Source organism: Enterobacter cloacae complex sp. I2, assembly GCF_014896205.1.
In the GTDB taxonomy this organism is placed as follows: domain Bacteria; phylum Pseudomonadota; class Gammaproteobacteria; order Enterobacterales; family Enterobacteriaceae; genus Enterobacter; species Enterobacter quasihormaechei.
Genome location: NZ_JADBRA010000003.1, coordinates 143,114 through 163,542, shown reverse-complemented (window position 1 = coordinate 163,542; position 20,429 = coordinate 143,114). Strand labels below are relative to the sequence as shown.

Here is a 20,429-nt window from a genome sequence, read left to right as displayed (position 1 = left end):
CTACCTGGTTTGCTCACATAACGGGGCCAGAAACTGGAACAGCTCGCGGGATGACCAGCACGTGTGGCCATAAGCGCGAACGGGGACAACGGGCATTAGCGCATTGCAGATAACAACTTCATCCGCGGCCAGTAGCGCCTCTTCCTTAGCGTTAACTTCGACAACGCGAACGTCAGCGCGTGCCAGCTGTTGCAAACAAAACTGTCGCATTATGCCGTTGACGCCGGCCTGCTCCAGCGAAGGCGTGAATACGTCACTGCCCTTCCGCCAGAGTAAATTAGCCGCACAGCATTCCGTAATGTACCCTTCGCTGTCAAGAACCAGCGCCTCCCCGGCCTCCGTCTGCTCAAGATGAGTACGAATAAGCACCTGTTCAAGGCGGTTAAGATGTTTTATTCCGGCAAGCATCGGGTTTCGCCCCAGGCGTACCGGGCTCAGCGCCAGCGCTACGCCTTCTTCACGCCAGTGCGCGTAGTGGGAAGGATAATCTGAAACGGAAAGGATCCGCGTAGGATGCAGGCAGGCAGAGCCGCTGTACCCTCGCCCGCCGCTGCCGCGGCTGATGATCACTTTCAAAACTCCGCTTGTTTTCGCTGATGCCAGCCGACGCATCTCGCTTTCGAGAATGCCCCACGCTGAGAAGGGGATCAGTAACGTTTCGCAGGCTTTTTGTAAACGAAGGATATGGGCTTCGAGCAGGCACACGCCACCGTCGAGAATACGCGCGGTCGTGAAACAGCCATCGCCAAACTGGGTCGCCCTGTCGCTTGCCGGCAGCGTTTCTTGCTCAAGGCCATTGATTAAAAACATGGTGGCTCCTTATGCGTGGAGGCACAGTCTGGCAGGATGTTGATAGCCGGACAAGTGGATTTCACCTAATAAAAAAGGCCCGGCAAGCGGACCTTTTTTAACGTCAGTGACTGATCAGACTCAGACCTTTTTGAAGATCAGAGAACCGTTAGTTCCACCGAAACCGAAGGAGTTACACAGGGTGTACTCCATACCGCTCACCTGGCGTGCCTCGTGAGGAACGAAGTCCAGATCGCAACTTTCATCCGGGTTATCCAGGTTGATGGTTGGCGGTACAGCCTGATCGCGCAGCGCCAGGATAGAGTAGATTGACTCTACCGCGCCCGCCGCACCCAACAGGTGACCGGTCATGGATTTCGTGGAGCTCACCAGTACACGGCTGGCAGATTCGCCGAAGATAGACTTAACAGCCTGCGCTTCTGCTTTATCGCCCGCAGGAGTAGACGTCCCGTGTGCGTTAACGTAGCCAATCTGTGCCGGAGTAATGCCCGCATCACGGATCGCGTTAGCCATAGCCAGCGCGGCGCCCGCACCATTTTCTGGTGGTGACGTCATGTGATACGCATCGCTGCTCATACCAAAGCCAACGATTTCAGCATAAATTTTCGCGCCACGTTTTTTCGCGTGTTCGTACTCTTCCAGTACGATCATGCCCGCACCGTCACCCAGCACGAAACCGTCACGGTCTTTATCCCACGGACGGCTTGCCGCCTGCGGGTTATCGTTACGGGTTGAGAGCGCACGCGCTGCACCGAAGCCACCGACACCCAGCGGGGTACTGGCTTTTTCAGCACCGCCCGCAACCATAGCATCTGCATCGCCGTACGCGATAATACGCGCGGCCTGGCCGATGTTATGCACGCCAGACGTACAGGCTGTCGCGATTGAGATGCTTGGGCCACGCAGGCCGAACATAATGGTCAGGTGACCTGCCACCATGTTTACAATCGTAGACGGAACGAAGAACGGGCTGATTTTACGCGGGCCGCCATTCATCAGAGACGTATGGTTTTCCTCAATCAGGCCAAGACCGCCAATCCCGGAGCCGATAGCAGCGCCGATACGGGTAGCGTTCTCTTCCGTAATCTCAAGGCCAGAATCCTGCATGGCCTGAACGCCAGCGACAATTCCATATTGAATGAAGGCATCCATCTTGCGCTGTTCTTTGCGCGAGATGATCTCTTCACAGTTAAAATCCTTTACTAAGCCAGCAAATTTCGTTGCATAGGCGCTAGTATCGAAATGGTCGATTAGGCTGATGCCGCTCTGACCGGCAAGGAGAGCTTTCCAGGTGGACTCTACGGTATTGCCGACAGGAGACAACATGCCAAGTCCGGTCACAACTACACGACGCTTAGACACGTTTGTCCTCCAGGGAGGGATAAAAAAAGAGATTCGTGGGACTACAAAAGATAAAACTCAGGCGGTCGAATGACCGCCTGGAGATGTTCACTTACGCCTGGTGACCGTTGATGTAATCAATGGCAGCCTGAACGGTGGTGATTTTCTCAGCTTCTTCGTCCGGAATCTCAGTATCAAACTCTTCTTCCAGAGCCATTACCAGCTCAACGGTGTCAAGAGAATCTGCGCCCAGGTCTTCAACAAAGGAAGCGGAGTTCACAACTTCTTCCTGCTTAACGCCCAGCTGTTCGCCGATAATTTTCTTAACGCGTTCTTCGATAGTGCTCATACTCTTAAATTTCCTATCAAAACTCGCTTTCGCGATGGTTTTCGTAGTGTATAAAATGTTGAAAAATTTGCAACTAAATCCCGGCAGGTCTTACCACGATTTTACGTTATTTTGAGGCCATTTGCCCAAATAACGCAAATATTTTCGATCGTGATTAAACCATGTACATCCCGCCGTTGACGTGGAGGGTTTCACCAGTGATGTAACCCGCTTCGTCAGAGGCTAAAAATGCAACCGCGCTGGCGATTTCTTTAGGGTCGCCAAGACGACCCGCCGGAACTGCCGCCAGCGTACCCGCACGCTGATCATCCGTCAGCGCACGCGTCATGTCCGTTTCAATAAAGCCCGGAGCAACAACGTTTACAGTAATTCCGCGGGACGCGACTTCACGCGCCAGCGACTTACTGAAACCGATCAGACCTGCTTTCGCCGCAGCGTAGTTAGCCTGACCAGCATTTCCCATGGTACCAACCACAGAACCCACAGTGATAATACGACCATGACGCTTTTTCATCATAGCGCGCATTACCGCTTTTGACAGACGGAATACAGATGACAGGTTGGTTTCGATAATATCGTTCCACTCATCATCTTTCATTCGCATCAGCAGGTTGTCGCGAGTGATCCCGGCATTATTGACCAGAATATCCACTTCGCCAAACTCTGCGCGAATATTTTCCAGAACAGATTCGATAGATGCTGGCTCAGTCACATTCAGTACCAGACCTTTACCGTTCGCACCCAGATACTCGCTGATGGCCTCTGCGCCCTTCTCACTGGTCGCAGTCCCGATCACTTTCGCGCCGCGCGCAACCAGTGTTTCAGCAATAGCACGCCCGATACCGCGGCTTGCGCCGGTCACCAGGGCAATTTTTCCTTCAAAACTCATGGTATTCCTCTTTTATTGCGAGAGTGCCGCTTTCATTGCTTCCGGCTCGTTAATCGCCGAGGCCGTCAGGGTGTCAACAATACGCTTCGTCAGGCCGGTGAGAACTTTACCAGGGCCGACTTCGTACAGATGCTCAACGCCCTGAGACGCCATAAACTCAACGGTTTTGGTCCACTGCACCGGGCTGTAAAGCTGGCGAACCAGCGCGTTACGGATAGCGTTGGGTGCGGTTTCGCATTTCACATCGACGTTATTCACAACGGAAATCGTCGGTGCGTTAAAGGTCATTTTTTCCAGCTCAATCGCCAGCTTATCGGCGGCAGGCTTCATCAGAGCACAGTGAGACGGCACGCTCACCGGCAGCGGCAGCGCGCGCTTCGCGCCCGCAGCTTTACAGGCGGCACCGGCACGTTCAACCGCTTCTTTATGACCGGCAATAACCACCTGGCCCGGCGAGTTGAAGTTTACCGGAGAAACCACCTGACCTTCAGCAGATTCTTCACACGCTTTCGCAATAGAAGCATCATCGAGACCGATGATGGCAGACATGCCGCCCGTGCCTTCTGGCACCGCTTCCTGCATGAATTTACCACGCAATTCAACCAGACGAACCGCATCAGCAAAGGCAATAACGCCCGCACAGACCAGCGCAGAATATTCGCCGAGGCTGTGGCCCGCCATCAACGCTGGCGCTTTGCCGCCCTGCTGCTGCCATACGCGCCACAGCGCAACGGAGGCAGCCAGCAGTGCCGGTTGGGTCTGCCAGGTTTTGTTCAGCTCTTCGGCCGGACCCTGCTGGGTCAGCGCCCACAGATCATAACCCAGCGCGTCAGAAGCTTCACGGAAAGTCTCTTCGATAACCGGATAGTTTGCCGCCATTTCAGACAACATCCCAACGGTTTGCGAGCCCTGTCCCGGGAACACAAAAGCAAATTGCGTCATTTTTTAATCCTTATCCTAGAAACGAACCAGCGCGGAACCCCAGGTGAACCCACCACCGAAGGCTTCAAGCAAGACCAGTTGGCCCCGTTTAATTCGTCCATCGCGTACCGCTTCGTCAAATGCGCACGGTACCGATGCCGCAGAGGTATTGCCGTGGCGATCGAGCGTCACCACAACGTTATCCATTGACATGCCCAGCTTCTTCGCCGTCGCGCTGATAATACGCAGGTTAGCCTGGTGCGGCACCAGCCAGTCGAGCGCGGCGCGGTCCAGATTATTTGCTTCCAGCGTCTCGTCAACGATGTGGGCCAGTTCAGTGACGGCCACCTTAAACACCTCGTTACCCGCCATCGTCAGGTAGATCGCGCTGTCCGGGTTAACGCGATCGGCGTTAGGCAGCGTTAACAGTTCGCCGTAGCGACCGTCAGCATGCAGATGCGTGGAGATGATGCCCGGCTCGTCGGACTGCCCCAGCAGTACCGCGCCCGCACCGTCGCCAAAAATAATGATCGTGCCGCGATCGGTTGGATCGCAGGTACGCGCCAGCACGTCAGCGCCGATCACCAGCGCATATTTTACCGCGCCCGATTTCACGTACTGATCGGCGATGCTCAGCGCATAGGTGAAGCCCGCACACGCTGCGGCAACGTCAAACGCCGGGCAGCCTTTAATGCCGAGCATGTTCTGCACCTGGCACGCCGCGCTTGGGAAGGCATGCGTGGCAGACGTTGTCGCCACCACAATAAGCCCGATCTGTTCTTTATCAATGCCTGCCATCTCAAGCGCGCGCTGAGCGGCTTCGTAGCCCATGGTGGACACAGTTTCGTCTGGCGCGGCGATACGACGTTCACGGATACCTGTGCGCGTGACAATCCACTCGTCAGACGTATCTACCATTTTTTCAAGATCGGCGTTGGTACGCACTTGTTTTGGCAGGTAGCTGCCGGTACCTAAAATCTTCGTATACATGTACGCTCAGTCACTTTTAGCTAATACAGATCCCAGGCGAGCGGCAATCCTCTGAGGAACTTGTCGCTGCACCGCCTGCACTGCCTGTTCAATCGCGACGGTAAAGGCTCGCTGATTGGCGGCGCCATGACTCTTAATCACGATGCCGCGCAATCCTAACAGACAGGCGCCATTATACTGGTCGGGGTTGAGGTGACTGAATCGCCGCGTCAGGCTTTTTTGTAACCAACGCTTTAATAAAATCAGCCACCAGGACCTTTTTTTACCGTCTCCCTGCGATTTCAGCAGGGAAAGGAACATTCGTACGACCCCTTCCATGGTCTTCAACGTTACGTTTCCGGTGAAGCCATCACACACTAATACGTCCGTTTTGCCCGTCAGCAACTCATTGGCTTCGAGATAACCAATATAGTTGATGGAGGGAACCTGTTTGAGTATTTCCGCAGCGTCGCGGATACTGTCCAGGCCTTTGGTTTCTTCTTCACCAATATTCAATAACGCAACGCGGGGGTTGTTAATCCCGACCACGTCTTCTGCCAGCACCGACCCCATCACGGCAAACTGAGCCAGCATTGTACTATCACAATCTACGTTAGCGCCCAGATCGAGCACCACCGTTTTGCCCTTCTGCTGGTGCGGTAACACCGTCACCAGCGCCGGACGCTCAATGCCCTCAATCGGCTTGAGCAATAATTTCGACAGCCCCATCAGCGCGCCCGTATTTCCCGCGCTGACGCAAGCCTGCGCTCGCCCTTCTTTCACCAGCTCCAGCGCCATGCGCATAGAGCTGCCACGGCTATTACGAATAGCCTGCGATGGCCGGGCATCACTGGCAATAACTGACTGCGCAGGAATAATCTGCAGACGCGAACGTTGTTCAAAGTCAGCTTTTGCAAGTAATGGCGTGATTGTGTCGGGATTACCGACTAATAGAAGTGTGAGTTGCGAATTAGAATTCAGTGCCTGCAATGCTGCAGGCACTGTCACGGTAGGGCCAAAATCGCCCCCCATGACATCTAACGCCAGGGTTAGACGTGTCAAGGTATCGTCGCAGCCTGGTTCGGTAAACTCCCCGTTTGCACGGGGAAGTTCCTCACTAAGCCTAATCACGCTGACGCGTGATTACTTAGTGATAACCTTGCGGCCGCGGTAGAAACCGTCAGCGGTGATGTGGTGACGCAGGTGTTTCTCACCAGAAGTCTTGTCTACAGACAGGCTGGTAACTGCGGTCAGCGCGTCATGGGAACGACGCATGCCACGTTTGGAACGGGTTGGTTTATTCTGTTGTACGGCCATGGACCTTACTCCTCAATTACTTACGCTTTAAGCTGGCTAATACGGCAAATGGGTTTGGTTTTTGCGCTTCATCAGGCAGTTCCCCAAAGACCATGTCCGCCTCGGACACTTCACAGTGTTCAGAATCATGCACCGGAACCACTGGCAAGGAGAGGATGACTTCATCTTCAACCAGAGCCAGAAGATCGATTTCACCGAATTCGTTAACCTCAATCGGCTCATACGCTTCCGGGAGTGCTTCAGCCTGTTCGTCAGAACGAACCGGACTAAAACAATACGTTGTGTGAACATGCTGTACGAACGGTTTCCCGCAACGCTGACATTCGAGCGTTACCGTTACCTTTGCATCACCGGTTAAGACGGCGAGACGCTGGTTATCGATAGCGAACGACATGGAGCATTCTACATCACTGTCCACACTGACTACAGACTCGGCAATACGCTCGGCCTGATCCGAAGAATAAATTCCTTCGTAATCGAGGCGTTTTTGAGCCGTACGAACCGGATCAAGAGTCAGGGGTAATTTTACCTTTTGCATAGGGCGCGCATATTAACTTTGTAACGTCATAGAGTCAAAGAAAAAGGCAACCAGAGCTGCCTTTTGCCAATTATTCGCACACATTGCGGCCTGTAGTTTAAAATGGCTGGCATCGATACGCTATATCTGGTGATAAAAATATGCCAAATCTCGTACTTGCTTCCACTTCACCCTATCGCCGAATGCTGCTGGAAAAGCTCGGGATCCCGTTTGAATGCGCCGCACCCAACGTTGATGAGACCCCACAGCCGGGAGAGTCACCGCGTCATCTGGTGACCCGTCTCGCAAAGGAGAAAGCGCAATCGCTGGCCGAACGCTACCCCGCTCATCTGATTATAGGCTCCGATCAGGTTTGCGTGCTGGACGGCGAAATCACCGGCAAACCGCATACGGAAGAAAACGCCTGCCAGCAACTTCTGCGTGCGCGAGGCAGTATTGTGACCTTTTATACGGGCCTGGCGCTTTATAATTCGGCCAGCGGTCATCTGCAAAGCGAATGCGAGCCGTTCGACGTGCACTTTCGTCATCTTAGCGAGCAGGAGATTATGGATTACGTGCGCCGGGAACGTCCTCTGAACTGCGCGGGCAGTTTCAAAAGTGAGGGGCTGGGGATTGCGCTGTTCGACAAGCTGGACGGTCGGGATCCCAACACGCTGGTGGGACTGCCGCTGATAGCGCTGTGCCAGATGTTAAGACGAGAAGAATGTAATCCGCTGACGATGTGACCTGATGCCCTCACCCCGGCCCTCTTCCACAGGGAGAGGGAGAAATACATGTAGGCCGGGTAAGCGCAGCGCCACCCGGCACAAAATCAGCCACGCAGAACTTTCAGACAGCGTTTGAGCTGCTCATCCAGCGGCGCTTCAATACGGATAACTTCCCCGGTATTAGGATGGGTAAACTTCAGCGCTGCCGCATGCAGGAACAGACGCGACAGTCCCGTACCCGCCAGCTGCTTATCAAATTCGCGATCGCCATAGCGGTCGTCAAACGCAATCGGATGGCCCGCAAACTGGGTATGCACGCGAATCTGGTGCGTACGCCCCGTCACCGGGCTACAGCGCACCAGCGTGGCGAATTCGTAGCGCTCTTCTACTTTAAAGCGGGTCTCAGACGGTTTCCCTTCCTGATTAACACGCACAATGCGCTCGCCGCTTTGCAGAATATTTTTCAGCAGCGGTGCCTGCACCCCCTTCACGTGGGACTGCCACTGGCCGCGCACCAGCGCCAGGTAATCTTTTTGCATCCCTTTTTCGCGAAGCTGCTCATGCAGGGAACGCAGGGCAGAACGCTTTTTCGCCACCAGCAGCACGCCGGAGGTATCACGGTCAAGACGGTGAACCAGCTCGAGGAAACGCGCTTCCGGGCGAAGCGCGCGTAAACCTTCGATCACGCCGAAGCTCAGACCGCTCCCCCCGTGTACCGCCGTTCCGGACGGTTTATTCAGCACCAGAATGTGGTCGTCCTCATAAAGGATAACCTCGCTCAGGGCCGCGACTTTTTGCAGCTTCGGAGAAACGACCTCTTCTTCACGCTCTGCAACGCGTACCGGTGGAATGCGGACTTCATCGCCCGCCTCGAGCTTATACTCAGGCTTAACGCGTTTTTTATTCACCCGCACCTCGCCCTTACGCAGGATGCGATAAATCATACTTTTTGGCACGCCCTTCAGCTGGGTGCGCAAAAAATTATCGATACGTTGCCCCGCGTCATCGTCGGCGATGGCAACCATTTTTACGGCTGGAGTCTCTGTTTTCATGGTTGGCGATTCTAAATAGCGTCAGGCAATAGCGCCACTCATTTTTCTATGCTTATATTTACTTTTATCCGGAACACTCCGCTTTCGCGCAATCGATTTGGTGGTTATTAAACCAATCACCCCGTTGAAGTGAAGAAACTGTGAGTAACCGGGTGATAATTGGTAAAAGTCATCTTGCTATAACCCGGCGAGCAGTGGAATAATGAATCCGTTTTCCGCGTTAAATCCGGGTTTTGTAAGGATCTCGACGGAATGACCAATTTTGTCTGACCGATCATCCACGCAGCAATGGCGTAAGACGTATTGATCTTTCAGGCAGTTAGCGGGCTGCGGGTTGCAGTACTTCCCGGTATAAGGATTGTTCTCTGGAGAGTTTTCCCAGGCAATTCCCCTGATAATTGCGCTGTGTTTCCGTATGAAATACAGGCAACCGACACTCTGCGCCTCTTAAGCGAGCGACAACCGTGAGGTTGGCGACGTGAATAGACACGAGGCCATCGGTTCATACCCCGGAAAGCGTCACCTTGCCCGCAGCTTTGTCGTCAATGTAAGAATAACGAGTAAGTTACGATGAAAAGAATGTTAATCAACGCAACTCAGCAAGAAGAGTTGCGTGTCGCCCTTGTGGATGGGCAGCGCCTGTACGATCTGGATATCGAAAGTCCTGGACACGAACAGAAAAAAGCGAACATTTACAAAGGCAAAATCACCCGCATTGAACCAAGCCTTGAAGCTGCATTTGTCGATTACGGTGCTGAGCGTCACGGTTTCCTTCCTCTCAAAGAGATCGCCCGCGAATATTTTCCTGCCAACTACAACTCCCATGGCCGTCCGAACATTAAAGATGTTCTGCGTGAAGGTCAGGAAGTTATCGTTCAGATCGATAAAGAAGAGCGTGGCAACAAAGGTGCCGCACTGACCACCTTTATCAGTCTGGCAGGAAGCTATCTGGTATTGATGCCAAACAACCCGCGTGCCGGGGGTATCTCTCGCCGTATCGAAGGTGATGACCGTACCGAGCTGAAAGAAGCGCTGGCAAGTCTTGAGCTGCCAGACGGCATGGGTCTCATCGTGCGCACCGCGGGCGTCGGCAAATCTGCCGAAGCCTTGCAGTGGGACTTGAGCTTCCGCCTGAAGCACTGGGAAGCCATCAAGAAAGCGGCAGAAAGCCGTCCAGCGCCGTTCCTGATCCACCAGGAAAGCAACGTCATCGTGCGTGCCTTCCGTGACTACCTGCGTCAGGACATCGGTGAAATTCTGATTGATAACCCGAAAGTGCTCGAGCTGGCTCGCCAGCACATCGCCGCACTGGGTCGCCCGGATTTCACCAGCAAAATTAAACTGTACACCGGTGAAATCCCGCTGTTCAGCCACTATCAGATCGAATCCCAGATCGAGTCTGCCTTCCAGCGTGAAGTGCGTCTGCCGTCCGGCGGTTCTATCGTTATCGATACCACCGAAGCGCTGACCGCCATCGATATCAACTCCGCGCGTGCAACCCGCGGCGGCGATATCGAAGAGACAGCCTTCAACACCAACCTTGAAGCCGCTGATGAAATCGCCCGCCAGCTCCGCCTGCGCGACCTGGGCGGTCTGATTGTTATCGACTTCATCGACATGACCCCGGTTCGCCACCAGCGCGCGGTTGAAAACCGCCTGCGTGAAGCGGTGCGTCAGGATCGTGCCCGTATCCAGATCAGCCATATTTCTCGCTTTGGCCTGCTGGAGATGTCCCGTCAGCGCCTCAGCCCGTCACTGGGTGAGTCCAGCCATCACGTGTGTCCACGCTGTTCCGGTACGGGTACCGTGCGTGACAATGAATCTCTCTCCCTCTCTATTCTGCGCCTGATTGAAGAAGAAGCGCTGAAAGAGAACACCAAAGAGGTTCACGCCATTGTGCCGGTGCCAATTGCCTCCTACCTGCTGAACGAAAAACGTGCAGCGGTCAGCGCAATCGAAGCGCGTCAGGGTGGCGTTCGCTGCATCATCGTGCCAAACGACGAGATGCAAACCCCGCACTATCACGTGCTGCGCGTCCGTAAAGGCGAAGAGACAAGCACCCTTAGCTACCTGCTGCCGAAGCTGCATGAAGAAGAAATGGCGCTGCCATCTGATGAAGAGCCTGCCGAGCGTAAACTGCCTGAGCAGCCAGCTTTAGCAACCTTCATCATGCCGGAAGCACCGCCGGAAGCGACGCTGGAAAAACCAGCGGAAAAACCTGCCGTGCAGAAAGCGGCCCCTGCCGCGCCAAAAGCGCAGCCTGAGCAACCGGGTCTCCTGAGCCGCATCATCGGTGCGCTGAAAAAAATGTTTGCCGGCGAAGAAGTTCAGCCTGAGCAGCCAAAAGAAGCGCCAAAAGAAGCGAAACCAGAGCGTCAGCAGGACCGTCGTAAGCGTCAGAACAATCGTCGCGATCGTAACGACCGCAACGAGCGTGGCGATCGTAATGAGCGCCGTGATAATCGTTCCGAGAACAACGAAGGTCGTGAGCAACGCGAGGACAACCGTCGCAACCGTCGCGAGAAGCAACAGCAGAACGTTGAAGATCGTGAAATTCGCCAGCAGGCGGGCGATGAGTCCGAGAAGAGCAAACAGCGTGACGAGCAGCAGCCTCGCCGCGAGCGTAGCCGTCGTCGTAACGACGAGAAGCGCCAGGCTCAGCAGGAAGTCAAAAACCTGAATCGCGAAGCGCCTGTAGAACAGCAGGACGCTGAGCAGGAAGAGCGCACCCAGGTTATGCCGCGTCGCAAGCAGCGTCAGCTGACCCAGAAAGTACGTGTCGGTGCTGTTCAGGCGGAAGAAAGCGAAGTCATCGCGGTCGAAGCGCCAGAAAGCACAACGGGTACACAGGTTGCGAAAGTTGATCTGCCAGCCGTGGTGGAAAATCAGGTTGAGCAGGACGAGAGCAGCGAAAACCGTGACAACGCAGGCATGCCGCGTCGCTCCCGCCGTTCTCCACGTCACCTGCGCGTGAGCGGCCAGCGTCGTCGTCGCTACCGTGACGAGCGTTACCCGACTCAGTCGCCAATGCCGCTGACCGTGGCGTGCGCGTCACCAGAGATGGCCTCCGGTAAAGTCTGGATCCGCTATCCGGTTGCTCGCCCTGAGCAGGCTGTTGAAGAGCAGGCTGTAACCGAAGAGGTGATTGCACCGGTAGCCGCGGCAGAAAACGTCGTGACTGAAGCGGCAACCGTGGCAGAGCCGCAGGTTGTTGAGCCTCAGGCTGTAGAAACGGCGGCACCACAGGCTGTGGAAGTGGAAACGACCCATCCTGAAGTGATTGCTGCACCGGTTGATGCCGAGCCACAGATTATCGCCGAAGAAGATGCCGTAGTGGCTGAAGAGGTTGTGGAACACGCTGAACCTGCACCAGCAGTGGAAGAAACCGCAGACGTTGCCGTCGAAACGGTTACCGAAGAGGTGGTTCAGGACGTCGAGATTCAGGTTGAACCTGTTGTCGAAGAAGTGAAAGCGCCTGAAGTGAAGCCTGCGCCGGTTGAGGCAGTTGCCGCCCCAGCGCCTGCGCACGTTGCTACAGCACCTATGACCCGCGCCCCGGCACCAGAGTATGTGCCTGAAGCGCCTCGCCATAGCGACTGGGTACGTCCGGAATTCAACTTCGAAGGTAAAGGTGCTGCCGGTGGTCACAGTGCAACGCACATGGCTACTGCGCCTGCTACCCGTCCGCAGTCTGTGGAATAACACACCCTAAGATGAAAGCCGACCTCCGGGTCGGCTTTTTTTATGGCTGCTGCACGGGCTTTCTCATTCCGGTGACCTCCGGCATGATCTGCCGCATCATTTCCAGAAAACGCCGCAAGCGCGCCGGATAATAGCGGGACCAGGGGTAAACCAGATGCACCGGTAACGCTGCCGGCTGCCACTCCGGCAGCAAGTGCACCAGCCGCCCTTCCTGAATATCATCCTGCACCGTCCAGCTGGATACCACTGCCACGCCAAGTCCGGTGAGCGCCGTATTGCGGGCCACATACAGGCTGTCGGTACTCAGACGTGGCGTAATAGTCACTCGCGCCGTGGCTGGTGATGCCTCATGAAAAAGCTCCACATGACGTTGGTAAAAAGAGCTGATGGCAATCCAGGGGAGGTGTTGCAGATCGTCCGGCGTGTTAACGGCGGGAAAACGGGCCAGCAGCGCCGGCGACGCCACCACCGAGCGCGGCACTTCAGCCAGCAGCACGGACACGGTCGCCGGATCGACTTCAGCGCCTACCCGGATAGCACAGTCCAGGTTGTCGCCGAGAAAATCAACTGAACGATCGTTGAGCATCCATTCGATTGAGAGCAGCGGATAGCGCTGCAAAAATTCGGTTAACGGCTTCAGAAGCTGATCCTGGCCAAACGCGTGGGGAGCCCTCACCCGCAGGACACCGACCGGCTCATCCTCTTTCTGCCCCACCTCGTCTTCCAGCGCCAGCCAGCTGTCAATCACCCGTCGGGCATGCTGATAGCAGCGTTCGCCGTCATCGGTAAGACGGGCTGTATGGGTTGTACGCAGCATCAGGCGCACACCCAGCATGGTCTCAAGCGACTGCAACCGTCGGCTTACCGTCGCCTGGGTTGTTGCCAGCTGGCGAGCCGCCGCAGAGAGTGACCCTGCCTCAACGATGCGAACGAACGTGCGCATCAGCTCTACCCTGTCTATACGCTCAGCTCTTTTCATAGGTTTTATTATCATACGTTCAACGTATAAGCGTTTTACCACTGCGCCCGCTACCGTCGCAAGCCGTCCTGATAAAAAATAGCCGCACACGACGAATGAGGAACATCTTATGAACACCACCACAACCACCACCCAGGCCGTGAGCCACTGGGTAATCGTTATGCTGGCGCTTGGCGCTGGCTTCAGCGTGGCATCCATCTATTATGCCCAGCCTCTGCTGCCGTTGATGGGCACAGACCTGCACCTGAGTATCGAAGGCATGGGTATGGTCCCGACGCTCACCCAGGCGGGTTACGCCTTAGGCATCCTGTTTCTGCTCCCGCTCGGCGATCGTCATGACCGCAGGACCTTGATCCTGATAAAAAGTGCGGCCCTGGCGCTGTTCTTGCTGGGCTGTAGCCTGACCGGACAACTGCACTCCCTGCTGCTCACCAGCCTGCTGATTGGCATGGCCGCTACCATGGCTCAGGATATCGTCCCGGCGGCAGCGATCCTGGCACCGGAAGGGAAACAGGGTAAAACTGTCGGCACGGTGATGACCGGCCTGCTGCTGGGCATCTTGCTCTCCAGAACCGTAAGCGGCGTGGTGGGTGAAGCCTTCGGCTGGCGGGTGATGTATCAGCTGGCCGCCGCAAGTATTGCGCTTGTCGGCGTAGCCATGTGGGCCGTGCTTCCCCGCTTCGCTGTTCACTCCACGCTCAGCTACCCGGCGCTGATGCGCTCCATGGAACACCTGTGGCGTCGCTACCCGGCGCTGCGTCGGGCCGCGCTGGCTCAGGGTTTTCTGTCGATTGCCTTCAGCGCGTTCTGGTCAACGCTGGCGGTCATGCTGCTGGAACGTTATCACCTTGGCAGCGCCGTGGCGGGTGGGTTTGGTATTGCCGGTGCCGCAGGCGCGCTGGCCGCACCGCTGGCGGGTGGCCTGGCCGATAAGCTGGGCGCCGGTAAAGTGACCCAGCTGGGTGCCGCACTGGTCACCGTGTCGTTTGCCCTGATGTTCCTGATGCCGGCGCTGGGTGTACACGGTCAGTTGATCCTGATAGCGATCTCCGCGGTGGGTTTCGATCTCGGCTTGCAGTCCAGCCTCGTGGCGCACCAGAACCTGGTCTACGGCCTTGAGCCGCAGGCACGCGGACGTCTTAACGCCCTGCTGTTTACCGTCATTTTCATCGGAATGGCGCTGGGTTCGGCATTAGGCAGCAATATCTATACGCTGGCGGGCTGGACGGGCGTGGTTGGGCTGGCGACCCTGTGTGGCGCCATTGCGCTGGCTATCAGAGTGATTGAAAGCGCCCGGGTGCTGTCCGCACAGGCGGAAAGCGTGTAAAAAAAATGCCCAACCCGGACGGGTTGGGCAGACAAAACATGCCCAGTTTCAAGACATGTTCCAAAAGGTCTGAGTATTATCTGTTCATCTGGAACAACGACATACCCTGCATATCGCTAAAGGCTTTATACGAGGCCTGCAACGCCGCCTGCTGCATGGTGTAGGACGAAATCACCGAGTTCCAGTCCACGTCCACCAGGTCACTCATCTGCTGGGTCTGGCCCAGCGCGCGATCCTCACCCAGAGAATCCAGCTTGCCCAGCTCGTCCAGCTTGATGCCAAGGTCGGCGCGCACGGTCAGCACGTTGTTGAGGGAGTTGCTCAGGCCACGGTTGGCTTTATCAATTGCCGCGGTAAACGCTTCGGCCTTCGTTTCGTCATCGCCAACCGGCGTATTCAGCGCACCGATGGCAGCGTCGAGGATCTTGAACAAATTCGTTTCCTGAGTGCTCCCCGCCGGCTCCGGCTTTGCATTGCTGGTGAAGCTATCGAAAACTTCAGCGCCCGTATGGCTGATTTGCATCGTCCGCGCGGAGTCAACCTGCTGGCTGATTGGCGTACCGCCGCCCTGATACGTACCGGTCGCCTGGTCGAACGCCGCCGCTTCGGTTTTGTATCCTGAAAAGATATAGCGACCGTTACCGTCCGTGCTGTTAGCCAGGTTCATCAGCTGATCGCGAATACCTTGCAGGTTCGTTGCCAGCGAAGCGCGGTCATCGTCGCTTAACGTGCCGTTGCCCGCATTGACAATCTTTTCCTGAGCCGCCTGGATTGCGGTTGTCACCTGCGATAACACGTTCTCTTCCAGCGAGACTTTCGTCGTAGCGAAGGAGCGCGCCAGTGCATACTGGCTGTTTTGCGTTTGAGCCTGAGAGAGCACAACGGCCTGCGAAGCGGCAATCGGATCGTCAGACGGACGGTTGATGCGCTTACCCGTAGACATCTGCTCGCCGTAGCTGAGCCAGAGGCTTTGGGAGTTCGTCACGCCGCGCATGCTTTGCTCATACATCATTTGAGTACTAATACGCATTTTTTATGCCTCAGCCTTAGCGGATATTGATCAATGCATCAAACAGCGCGCTCGCCGTTTGCAGCACCTGCGCATTCGCCAGATAGTACTGCTGATAGCGTTGCAGGTTGCCATACTCTTCATCCAGGTTAACCCCGGAGATTGACTGCTGCTGTTTGGTCAGCTGCGTCACCACGTTCACCTTGGTTTCGCTGCTGGTTTTCAGGGACGCCGTGGTGCTGCCCACCGTACTGACCAGGGCGGCATACGCGTCGTTAAAGGTTTTGTTCCCACCGACCAGCTTGGCGCTCTGCAAATCCAGAAGCTTTTGACCGTTGGTATTGTCGCTTTCGCCGCTTCCTTTCGCGGAAGCCATCGCCAGTTTGGACTCGTCGCTGATCGCCACGTCCATATTCACGATGACGTCATTCACCGGCTTCACGATAAAGCTGTCTTTATTATTGGCCGAACCGCTAATGTTGACGTTGAGACCATCGAACGACAGGTTACCGCCAGTATCCGGCTTGGCCGTGAAGCTGGTGTTGTCTGACAGACGGGTGATGGTCCAGTCGGTACCGTTGTACTCAACTTTGTAGTTTGTCGCCTGCACCTTCGTACTGTCCGTCATCGTTGCCGTAACGGCCGCGTTCCCGGTGTTTTTGCCGTTACTCAGCACCGCCGGGGAGCCAAAATCAAACAGCTTACCGCCAGCATCCCCGTTCGCATCAAAGCCCGCCTGGTGCTGGGTATTCATGGCATCGGCAAACGCCAGCGCCATCTGGTTAAGCGTATTTCGCGCCTGATCCAGATCCTGAGAACGGAACGTTAACAGCCCGCCAAGCGACCCCGTGGTGATCTGTTTTTCCGAGATCTCCACGTTGCCCGCGGCGGCATCCACATAGGCAATCGTGGTACGCGCGGGATCCGCACTGGATTTCACCGCAGCAAGCTGGCTTGCGTTGCTGCCCTGAACCAGGGTGTAACCGTTGGCGATAGAGATGTTATAGGTGCCGCTGTCCTGCACGGTCACGTCCACGCCGACAATCTTGTTCAGCTCACTTACCAGCTGATCGCGCTGATCGAGCAGTTCGTTCGGGGATGCGCCCGCCCCTACGCCAGTCAGTCGGGAAATCTGGTCGTTGAGGTTGGCAATCTGCTTCGCGTAGTTATTGATCTGATCGACGCTGGTAGAAATCGCCGTATTCACCTGCGCATCCTGATCGCGGAGATACTGATCGTTGGTTTTGAACTGGTTTACCAGACCATCCGCCTTCCCGAGTACCGTCTGGCGTGCAGCCGGATCTTCTGCGTTACTCACCAGCGTTTGCAGACTTTTAAAGAAATCCTGGAGGTTGGCAGAGAGCGAGTTAGTGGTATCCGAAAGCACGTCGTCAATTTTTGACATCTGCTGGTAGCGCGTGGTCAGCCCGCTGCTCTGGTTCTGCGCCGCGCGCAGCTGGTTGGTGATAAATGAATCATATTCACGCTGAACGCCGGAGACATAAACCCCGTTACCCACCCAGCCGCCGCCGGTCAGGGTGCTGTTTGATGCGCCCAGAATGGTGGTCTGGCGGGTATAACCTGCCACGTTGTAGCTTGAAATATTATTACTGACGGTATTGAGTGCCGACTGCGCAGCACTGAGGCCACTCATGGCGCTGTTAATCAAACTGGACATGGGGGTTCCTTTTATACGTTCAGACACAAGTCCTGATGAAGGTTATCGGCAACCTCCACCGGGACTTGAGAACTTTCAGAACAGATTTTCGAGATCTGTGCTATAGGCTTTGCTGACCTTCTCAGACATGGATTTCAGCTGCTGGATCATGCTGGTCAGCTTGCGGGCATAGTTTGGATCGGTGGCGTAGCCGGCATTCTGCAACGCCTGAGCGCCCTGCTCTGGCGTGGCGGCCTGGGTCACGGCGGTGTAGCGCGGGTTCCGGCTCAGCAGCCCGACATAATCCGATAACGCTTCAAGATAGGAGCTGTAAACACGGAATTTGGCTTTCACCTTCACTGCCGCACCGTTTTCATATTCGGTCGTGGTGATTTCCGTGGTCGGCCCCTTCCAGTTGGAGGTGGCCTTCACGCCAAAGATGTTGAAGCTCGGCTCGCCGTTTTCCCTGCGGATCTGACGTTGCCCCCAGCCCGACTCCAGCGCCGCCTGCGCCAGAATCAGATGGTGCGGGACGCCACTCTCTTCACTGGCAAGACGCGCCGGCAGGGAGAGCTGCGCCAGGAAGACTTTGCTGTCGCCGGAGAGCGGCTCGTCACGCGTTTCTGCCGGCTTCGGCATCGCCTTACGTACCATCTGCGTCAGCGCCTGATTTTGATAACTGGTCACCTTTTCCAGATCAAACTTCATTGGCACCTGCTGCGGGGCCTCTTCAGGCGGCAGCCCCTGAGCGGCTGCGGTCTGTTTCACAATCATGTCCGCCAGGCCGAGCCCCTTTCCGGCGGTCATTTGCTGGGCAATCTGCTGATCGTACATGCTGGTGTAAAGCCGCGTGGAATCGCTGCTGAACATGCCATCTTTCGGCAGCGTTTCACGCATGCTTTTCAACATCATCTGCACGAACATGCCTTCCACCTGGCGGGCAACCGGGCGGATATTCGCCGACGGATCCTTACCCGCGTTGGTTTTCAGCTCGTTGAGCGACTGGGCATCCCAGGCGGCACTGGTCAACAGCTTGCTATCGGTCAGCATTTAGATGATTTCCAGTTTGGCGCGCAGACAGCCTGCACTTTGCATGGATTGCAGAATGGACATGAGATCCATCGGCGTTGCGCCCAGCGCGTTCAGGGCACGCACCACGCTGTTCAGGTTGGCGCTGGAGCGCACGCTCTGCAACGAACCGCCGCTCTGTCGCAAATCAATCTGCGTTTGCGGCGTCACCACCGTCTGACCGCCACCAAACGGCGTATCCGGCTGGCTGACGTTGGCCGAACGGTTAACCGTCACGGAGAGGTTGCCCTGCGCCACGGCGCAGCTGTCCAGCGTTACTTCGCGGTTCATGACCACCGAGCCGGTACGGGAGTTGATAATGACTTTCGCATCCTGAAGCGGCACGTTCACGTCCATATTCTGGATTTCGGCCAGCATTCGCACCTGGTTACTGCTGCCGGTTGACGTGCGGATCTGTACGGTGCGGGCATCCAGCGCGGTGGCGCTGCCGTAGCCCCGGCTGCGGTTGATGGTGTCAGCAATCTGCTGCGCCATCGTGAAGTCTTCGTTATTCAGTTGCAGGTTAATGGTGTTGCCGGTGCCGAACTGGGTCGGCAGTTCACGTTCAATGATGGCGCCGTTGGTGATACGTCCCCCGTTCAGCTGGTTTACCTGCACGCTGCTGCCGCCTGCCGACGCGCCTGCCCCGCCCACCAGAATGTTGCCCTGCGCCAGCGCATACACCTGGCTGTCGACGCCTTTCAGCGGGGTCATCAGCAGCGTACCGCCGCGCAAACTTTTGGCGTTACCCATCGACGAGACAACCACGTCAATGGTCTGCCCCTGGCGCGCAAACGCCGGGTACGACGCGGTCACCATCACCGCCGCCACGTTTTTCAGCTGCATATTGGTCCCGGCCGGGACGGTAATACCGAGCTGAGAGAGCATGTTATTCAGGCTCTGGGTGGTGAACGGCGTCTGGGTAGTCTGGTCACCCGTACCGTCCAGCCCCACCACCAGGCCGTAGCCGATCAGGGAGTTTTCACGCACGCCCTGCACGCTGGTGAGATCGCGAATGCGATCGGCCTGGGCAACGGTAGCCACCAGCGACAGCGCCACGGCGAAGAGAAATTTATACATAGGTCACCTCGCTTACATCGGCGATAGGTTAAGGAAGAAGCGTTGCAGCCAGCCCATATTCTGCGCTTCGTTGATATAGCCGTTGCCGACGTACTCAATGCGCGCATCCGCCACCTGGGTGGACGGTACGGTGTTGGTGCCGCTGATGGTGCGAGGGTTAACCACACCGGAGAAGCGAATAAATTCCGTGCCCTGGTTAATGGCGATCTGTTTTTCACCCACCACGTGCAGGTTGCCGTTCACCAGAACCTGGTCAACCGTGACCGTCAGCGTGCCGCTGAAGGTGTTGCTGGCGTTCGCGCCGCCTTTACCGTTAAAGGTGTTGCCGCCAGAGGCTTCCACATCCGCACGGGCGTTGCCGAACAGCCCTTGCAGATAGCGCGGTACGGTGTCGAAGCCAAAATTGGTTTTGCCGTCGCGGCTGGCGTTCGCCGACGAGCTCTTGCTCGCGCTGACGTTTTCCTGTAACACGATGGTCAGCGTATCGCCGACGTTACGCGGACGACGGTCTTCAAACAGCGGCTGATAACCGTAGTTAATCGGCTGCGCGGTCTGGAAAATGGAGCCGTTCACCACCGGCGCGGGGCCGGGAACGGGTTGGGCGGTAGTCGCACCCTGTACCAATGGTTTAGACGGGATCCAGGCACACCCGCTGAGGGTGACGGCCAGAACAGTCAGGATCGGATAACGAAACGCCGCGTTTTTTTGCATTGC

General features: G+C 56.2%; 19 protein-coding genes. 3 read left to right on the top strand and 16 right to left on the bottom strand.

Going from position 1 to position 20,429, the window contains the following annotated elements; all coding sequences use genetic code 11:
- From pabC to yceD, 9 genes are all read right to left on the bottom strand, one after another.
- Positions 1–810: an aminodeoxychorismate lyase gene (gene pabC, locus IM300_RS03800; RefSeq protein WP_112791718.1), complete on the bottom strand. Its 810-nt coding sequence runs from the start codon at positions 808–810 to the stop codon at positions 1–3.
- 120 nt (positions 811–930) lie between these two features.
- Entirely contained in the window at positions 931–2,172 is a 1,242-nt protein-coding gene (gene fabF, locus IM300_RS03795; protein ID WP_193035368.1) for a beta-ketoacyl-ACP synthase II, read from the bottom strand.
- Between the two features lie 91 nt (positions 2,173–2,263).
- Entirely contained in the window at positions 2,264–2,500 is a 237-nt protein-coding gene (acpP, locus tag IM300_RS03790) for an acyl carrier protein (protein ID WP_003857954.1), read from the bottom strand.
- Between the two features lie 154 nt (positions 2,501–2,654).
- The gene (gene fabG / locus IM300_RS03785; protein ID WP_023335278.1) at positions 2,655–3,389 is read right to left on the bottom strand and encodes a 3-oxoacyl-ACP reductase FabG; all 735 of its coding nucleotides are present in this window, start codon (positions 3,387–3,389) and stop codon (positions 2,655–2,657) included.
- Positions 3,390–3,401: 12 nt separating this feature from the next.
- Positions 3,402–4,331 (bottom strand): ACP S-malonyltransferase, encoded by a 930-nt coding sequence (gene fabD / locus IM300_RS03780; RefSeq protein WP_193035366.1) that lies wholly within the window; start codon positions 4,329–4,331, stop codon positions 3,402–3,404.
- 15 nt (positions 4,332–4,346) lie between these two features.
- The gene (locus IM300_RS03775; protein WP_063866364.1) at positions 4,347–5,300 is read right to left on the bottom strand and encodes a beta-ketoacyl-ACP synthase III; all 954 of its coding nucleotides are present in this window, start codon (positions 5,298–5,300) and stop codon (positions 4,347–4,349) included.
- Between the two features lie 6 nt (positions 5,301–5,306).
- A complete protein-coding gene (gene plsX / locus IM300_RS03770; protein ID WP_203464446.1) occupies positions 5,307–6,341 on the bottom strand; it encodes a phosphate acyltransferase PlsX in 1,035 nt (344 codons plus the stop codon).
- Positions 6,342–6,422: 81 nt separating this feature from the next.
- Positions 6,423–6,596 carry a 50S ribosomal protein L32 gene (gene rpmF, locus IM300_RS03765; RefSeq protein ID WP_003857964.1) on the bottom strand — a complete coding sequence of 58 codons (174 nt, stop codon included), beginning with the start codon at positions 6,594–6,596 and terminating at the stop codon, positions 6,423–6,425.
- Positions 6,597–6,612: 16 nt separating this feature from the next.
- Positions 6,613–7,134 (bottom strand): 23S rRNA accumulation protein YceD, encoded by a 522-nt coding sequence (yceD, locus tag IM300_RS03760; protein ID WP_003857966.1) that lies wholly within the window; start codon positions 7,132–7,134, stop codon positions 6,613–6,615.
- A 140-nt stretch (positions 7,135–7,274) separates the two neighbouring features.
- Here yceD and IM300_RS03755 point away from each other — a divergent pair, with 140 nt between their 5' ends.
- Positions 7,275–7,859: a nucleoside triphosphate pyrophosphatase gene (locus tag IM300_RS03755; RefSeq protein WP_107535120.1), complete on the top strand. Its 585-nt coding sequence runs from the start codon at positions 7,275–7,277 to the stop codon at positions 7,857–7,859.
- Between the two features lie 86 nt (positions 7,860–7,945).
- Here the strand turns inward: IM300_RS03755 and rluC are convergent, their stop codons facing one another.
- Positions 7,946–8,893 (bottom strand): 23S rRNA pseudouridine(955/2504/2580) synthase RluC, encoded by a 948-nt coding sequence (rluC, locus tag IM300_RS03750; RefSeq protein WP_193035364.1) that lies wholly within the window; start codon positions 8,891–8,893, stop codon positions 7,946–7,948.
- Positions 8,894–9,463: 570 nt separating this feature from the next.
- Here rluC and rne point away from each other — a divergent pair.
- Positions 9,464–12,595 (top strand): ribonuclease E, encoded by a 3,132-nt coding sequence (gene rne / locus IM300_RS03745; protein WP_193035362.1) that lies wholly within the window; start codon positions 9,464–9,466, stop codon positions 12,593–12,595.
- Positions 12,596–12,635: 40 nt separating this feature from the next.
- On the opposite strand, the gene IM300_RS03740 is transcribed toward rne, so the two are convergent.
- On the bottom strand, positions 12,636–13,574 hold the full coding sequence (locus tag IM300_RS03740; RefSeq protein WP_180979050.1) for a LysR family transcriptional regulator: 939 nt from the start codon (positions 13,572–13,574) through the stop codon (positions 12,636–12,638).
- A gap of 109 nt (positions 13,575–13,683) precedes the next feature.
- Between IM300_RS03740 and IM300_RS03735 the strand changes: the two genes are divergently transcribed.
- On the top strand, positions 13,684–14,901 hold the full coding sequence (locus tag IM300_RS03735) for an MFS transporter (RefSeq protein ID WP_193035360.1): 1,218 nt from the start codon (positions 13,684–13,686) through the stop codon (positions 14,899–14,901).
- 76 nt (positions 14,902–14,977) lie between these two features.
- On the opposite strand, the gene flgL is transcribed toward IM300_RS03735, so the two are convergent.
- The 5 genes from flgL to flgH all read right to left on the bottom strand — a co-directional run bounded on the left by flgL (position 14,978) and on the right by flgH (position 20,426).
- A complete protein-coding gene (gene flgL / locus IM300_RS03730) occupies positions 14,978–15,931 on the bottom strand; it encodes a flagellar hook-associated protein FlgL (RefSeq protein WP_193035358.1) in 954 nt (317 codons plus the stop codon).
- Between the two features lie 16 nt (positions 15,932–15,947).
- Positions 15,948–17,588: a flagellar hook-associated protein FlgK gene (gene flgK, locus IM300_RS03725; protein ID WP_107535114.1), complete on the bottom strand. Its 1,641-nt coding sequence runs from the start codon at positions 17,586–17,588 to the stop codon at positions 15,948–15,950.
- 75 nt (positions 17,589–17,663) lie between these two features.
- Positions 17,664–18,617: a flagellar assembly peptidoglycan hydrolase FlgJ gene (flgJ, locus tag IM300_RS03720; RefSeq protein WP_193035356.1), complete on the bottom strand. Its 954-nt coding sequence runs from the start codon at positions 18,615–18,617 to the stop codon at positions 17,664–17,666.
- A complete protein-coding gene (locus IM300_RS03715; RefSeq protein ID WP_063449072.1) occupies positions 18,618–19,715 on the bottom strand; it encodes a flagellar basal body P-ring protein FlgI in 1,098 nt (365 codons plus the stop codon).
- 12 nt (positions 19,716–19,727) lie between these two features.
- Positions 19,728–20,426, bottom strand: a complete 699-nt coding sequence (gene flgH / locus IM300_RS03710) for a flagellar basal body L-ring protein FlgH (protein WP_003857987.1) — start codon at positions 20,424–20,426, stop codon at positions 19,728–19,730.
- Positions 20,427–20,429: the final 3 nt, after the last annotated feature.

Coding starts and splice junctions, on each gene's coding strand:
- flgJ (WP_193035356.1), bottom strand. CDS start 18,617: ATGCTGACCGATAGCAAGCTGTTGACCAGTGCCGCCTGGGATGCCCAG.
- fabG (WP_023335278.1), bottom strand. CDS start 3,389: ATGAGTTTTGAAGGAAAAATTGCCCTGGTGACCGGCGCAAGCCGCGGT.
- acpP (WP_003857954.1), bottom strand. CDS start 2,500: ATGAGCACTATCGAAGAACGCGTTAAGAAAATTATCGGCGAACAGCTG.
- flgK (WP_107535114.1), bottom strand. CDS start 17,588: ATGTCCAGTTTGATTAACAGCGCCATGAGTGGCCTCAGTGCTGCGCAG.
- rpmF (WP_003857964.1), bottom strand. CDS start 6,596: ATGGCCGTACAACAGAATAAACCAACCCGTTCCAAACGTGGCATGCGT.
- IM300_RS03775 (WP_063866364.1), bottom strand. CDS start 5,300: ATGTATACGAAGATTTTAGGTACCGGCAGCTACCTGCCAAAACAAGTG.
- rne (WP_193035362.1), top strand. CDS start 9,464: ATGAAAAGAATGTTAATCAACGCAACTCAGCAAGAAGAGTTGCGTGTC.
- yceD (WP_003857966.1), bottom strand. CDS start 7,134: ATGCAAAAGGTAAAATTACCCCTGACTCTTGATCCGGTTCGTACGGCT.
- rluC (WP_193035364.1), bottom strand. CDS start 8,893: ATGAAAACAGAGACTCCAGCCGTAAAAATGGTTGCCATCGCCGACGAT.
- IM300_RS03740 (WP_180979050.1), bottom strand. CDS start 13,574: ATGAAAAGAGCTGAGCGTATAGACAGGGTAGAGCTGATGCGCACGTTC.
- pabC (WP_112791718.1), bottom strand. CDS start 810: ATGTTTTTAATCAATGGCCTTGAGCAAGAAACGCTGCCGGCAAGCGAC.
- IM300_RS03715 (WP_063449072.1), bottom strand. CDS start 19,715: ATGTATAAATTTCTCTTCGCCGTGGCGCTGTCGCTGGTGGCTACCGTT.
- flgH (WP_003857987.1), bottom strand. CDS start 20,426: ATGCAAAAAAACGCGGCGTTTCGTTATCCGATCCTGACTGTTCTGGCC.
- fabD (WP_193035366.1), bottom strand. CDS start 4,331: ATGACGCAATTTGCTTTTGTGTTCCCGGGACAGGGCTCGCAAACCGTT.
- flgL (WP_193035358.1), bottom strand. CDS start 15,931: ATGCGTATTAGTACTCAAATGATGTATGAGCAAAGCATGCGCGGCGTG.
- IM300_RS03735 (WP_193035360.1), top strand. CDS start 13,684: ATGAACACCACCACAACCACCACCCAGGCCGTGAGCCACTGGGTAATC.
- IM300_RS03755 (WP_107535120.1), top strand. CDS start 7,275: ATGCCAAATCTCGTACTTGCTTCCACTTCACCCTATCGCCGAATGCTG.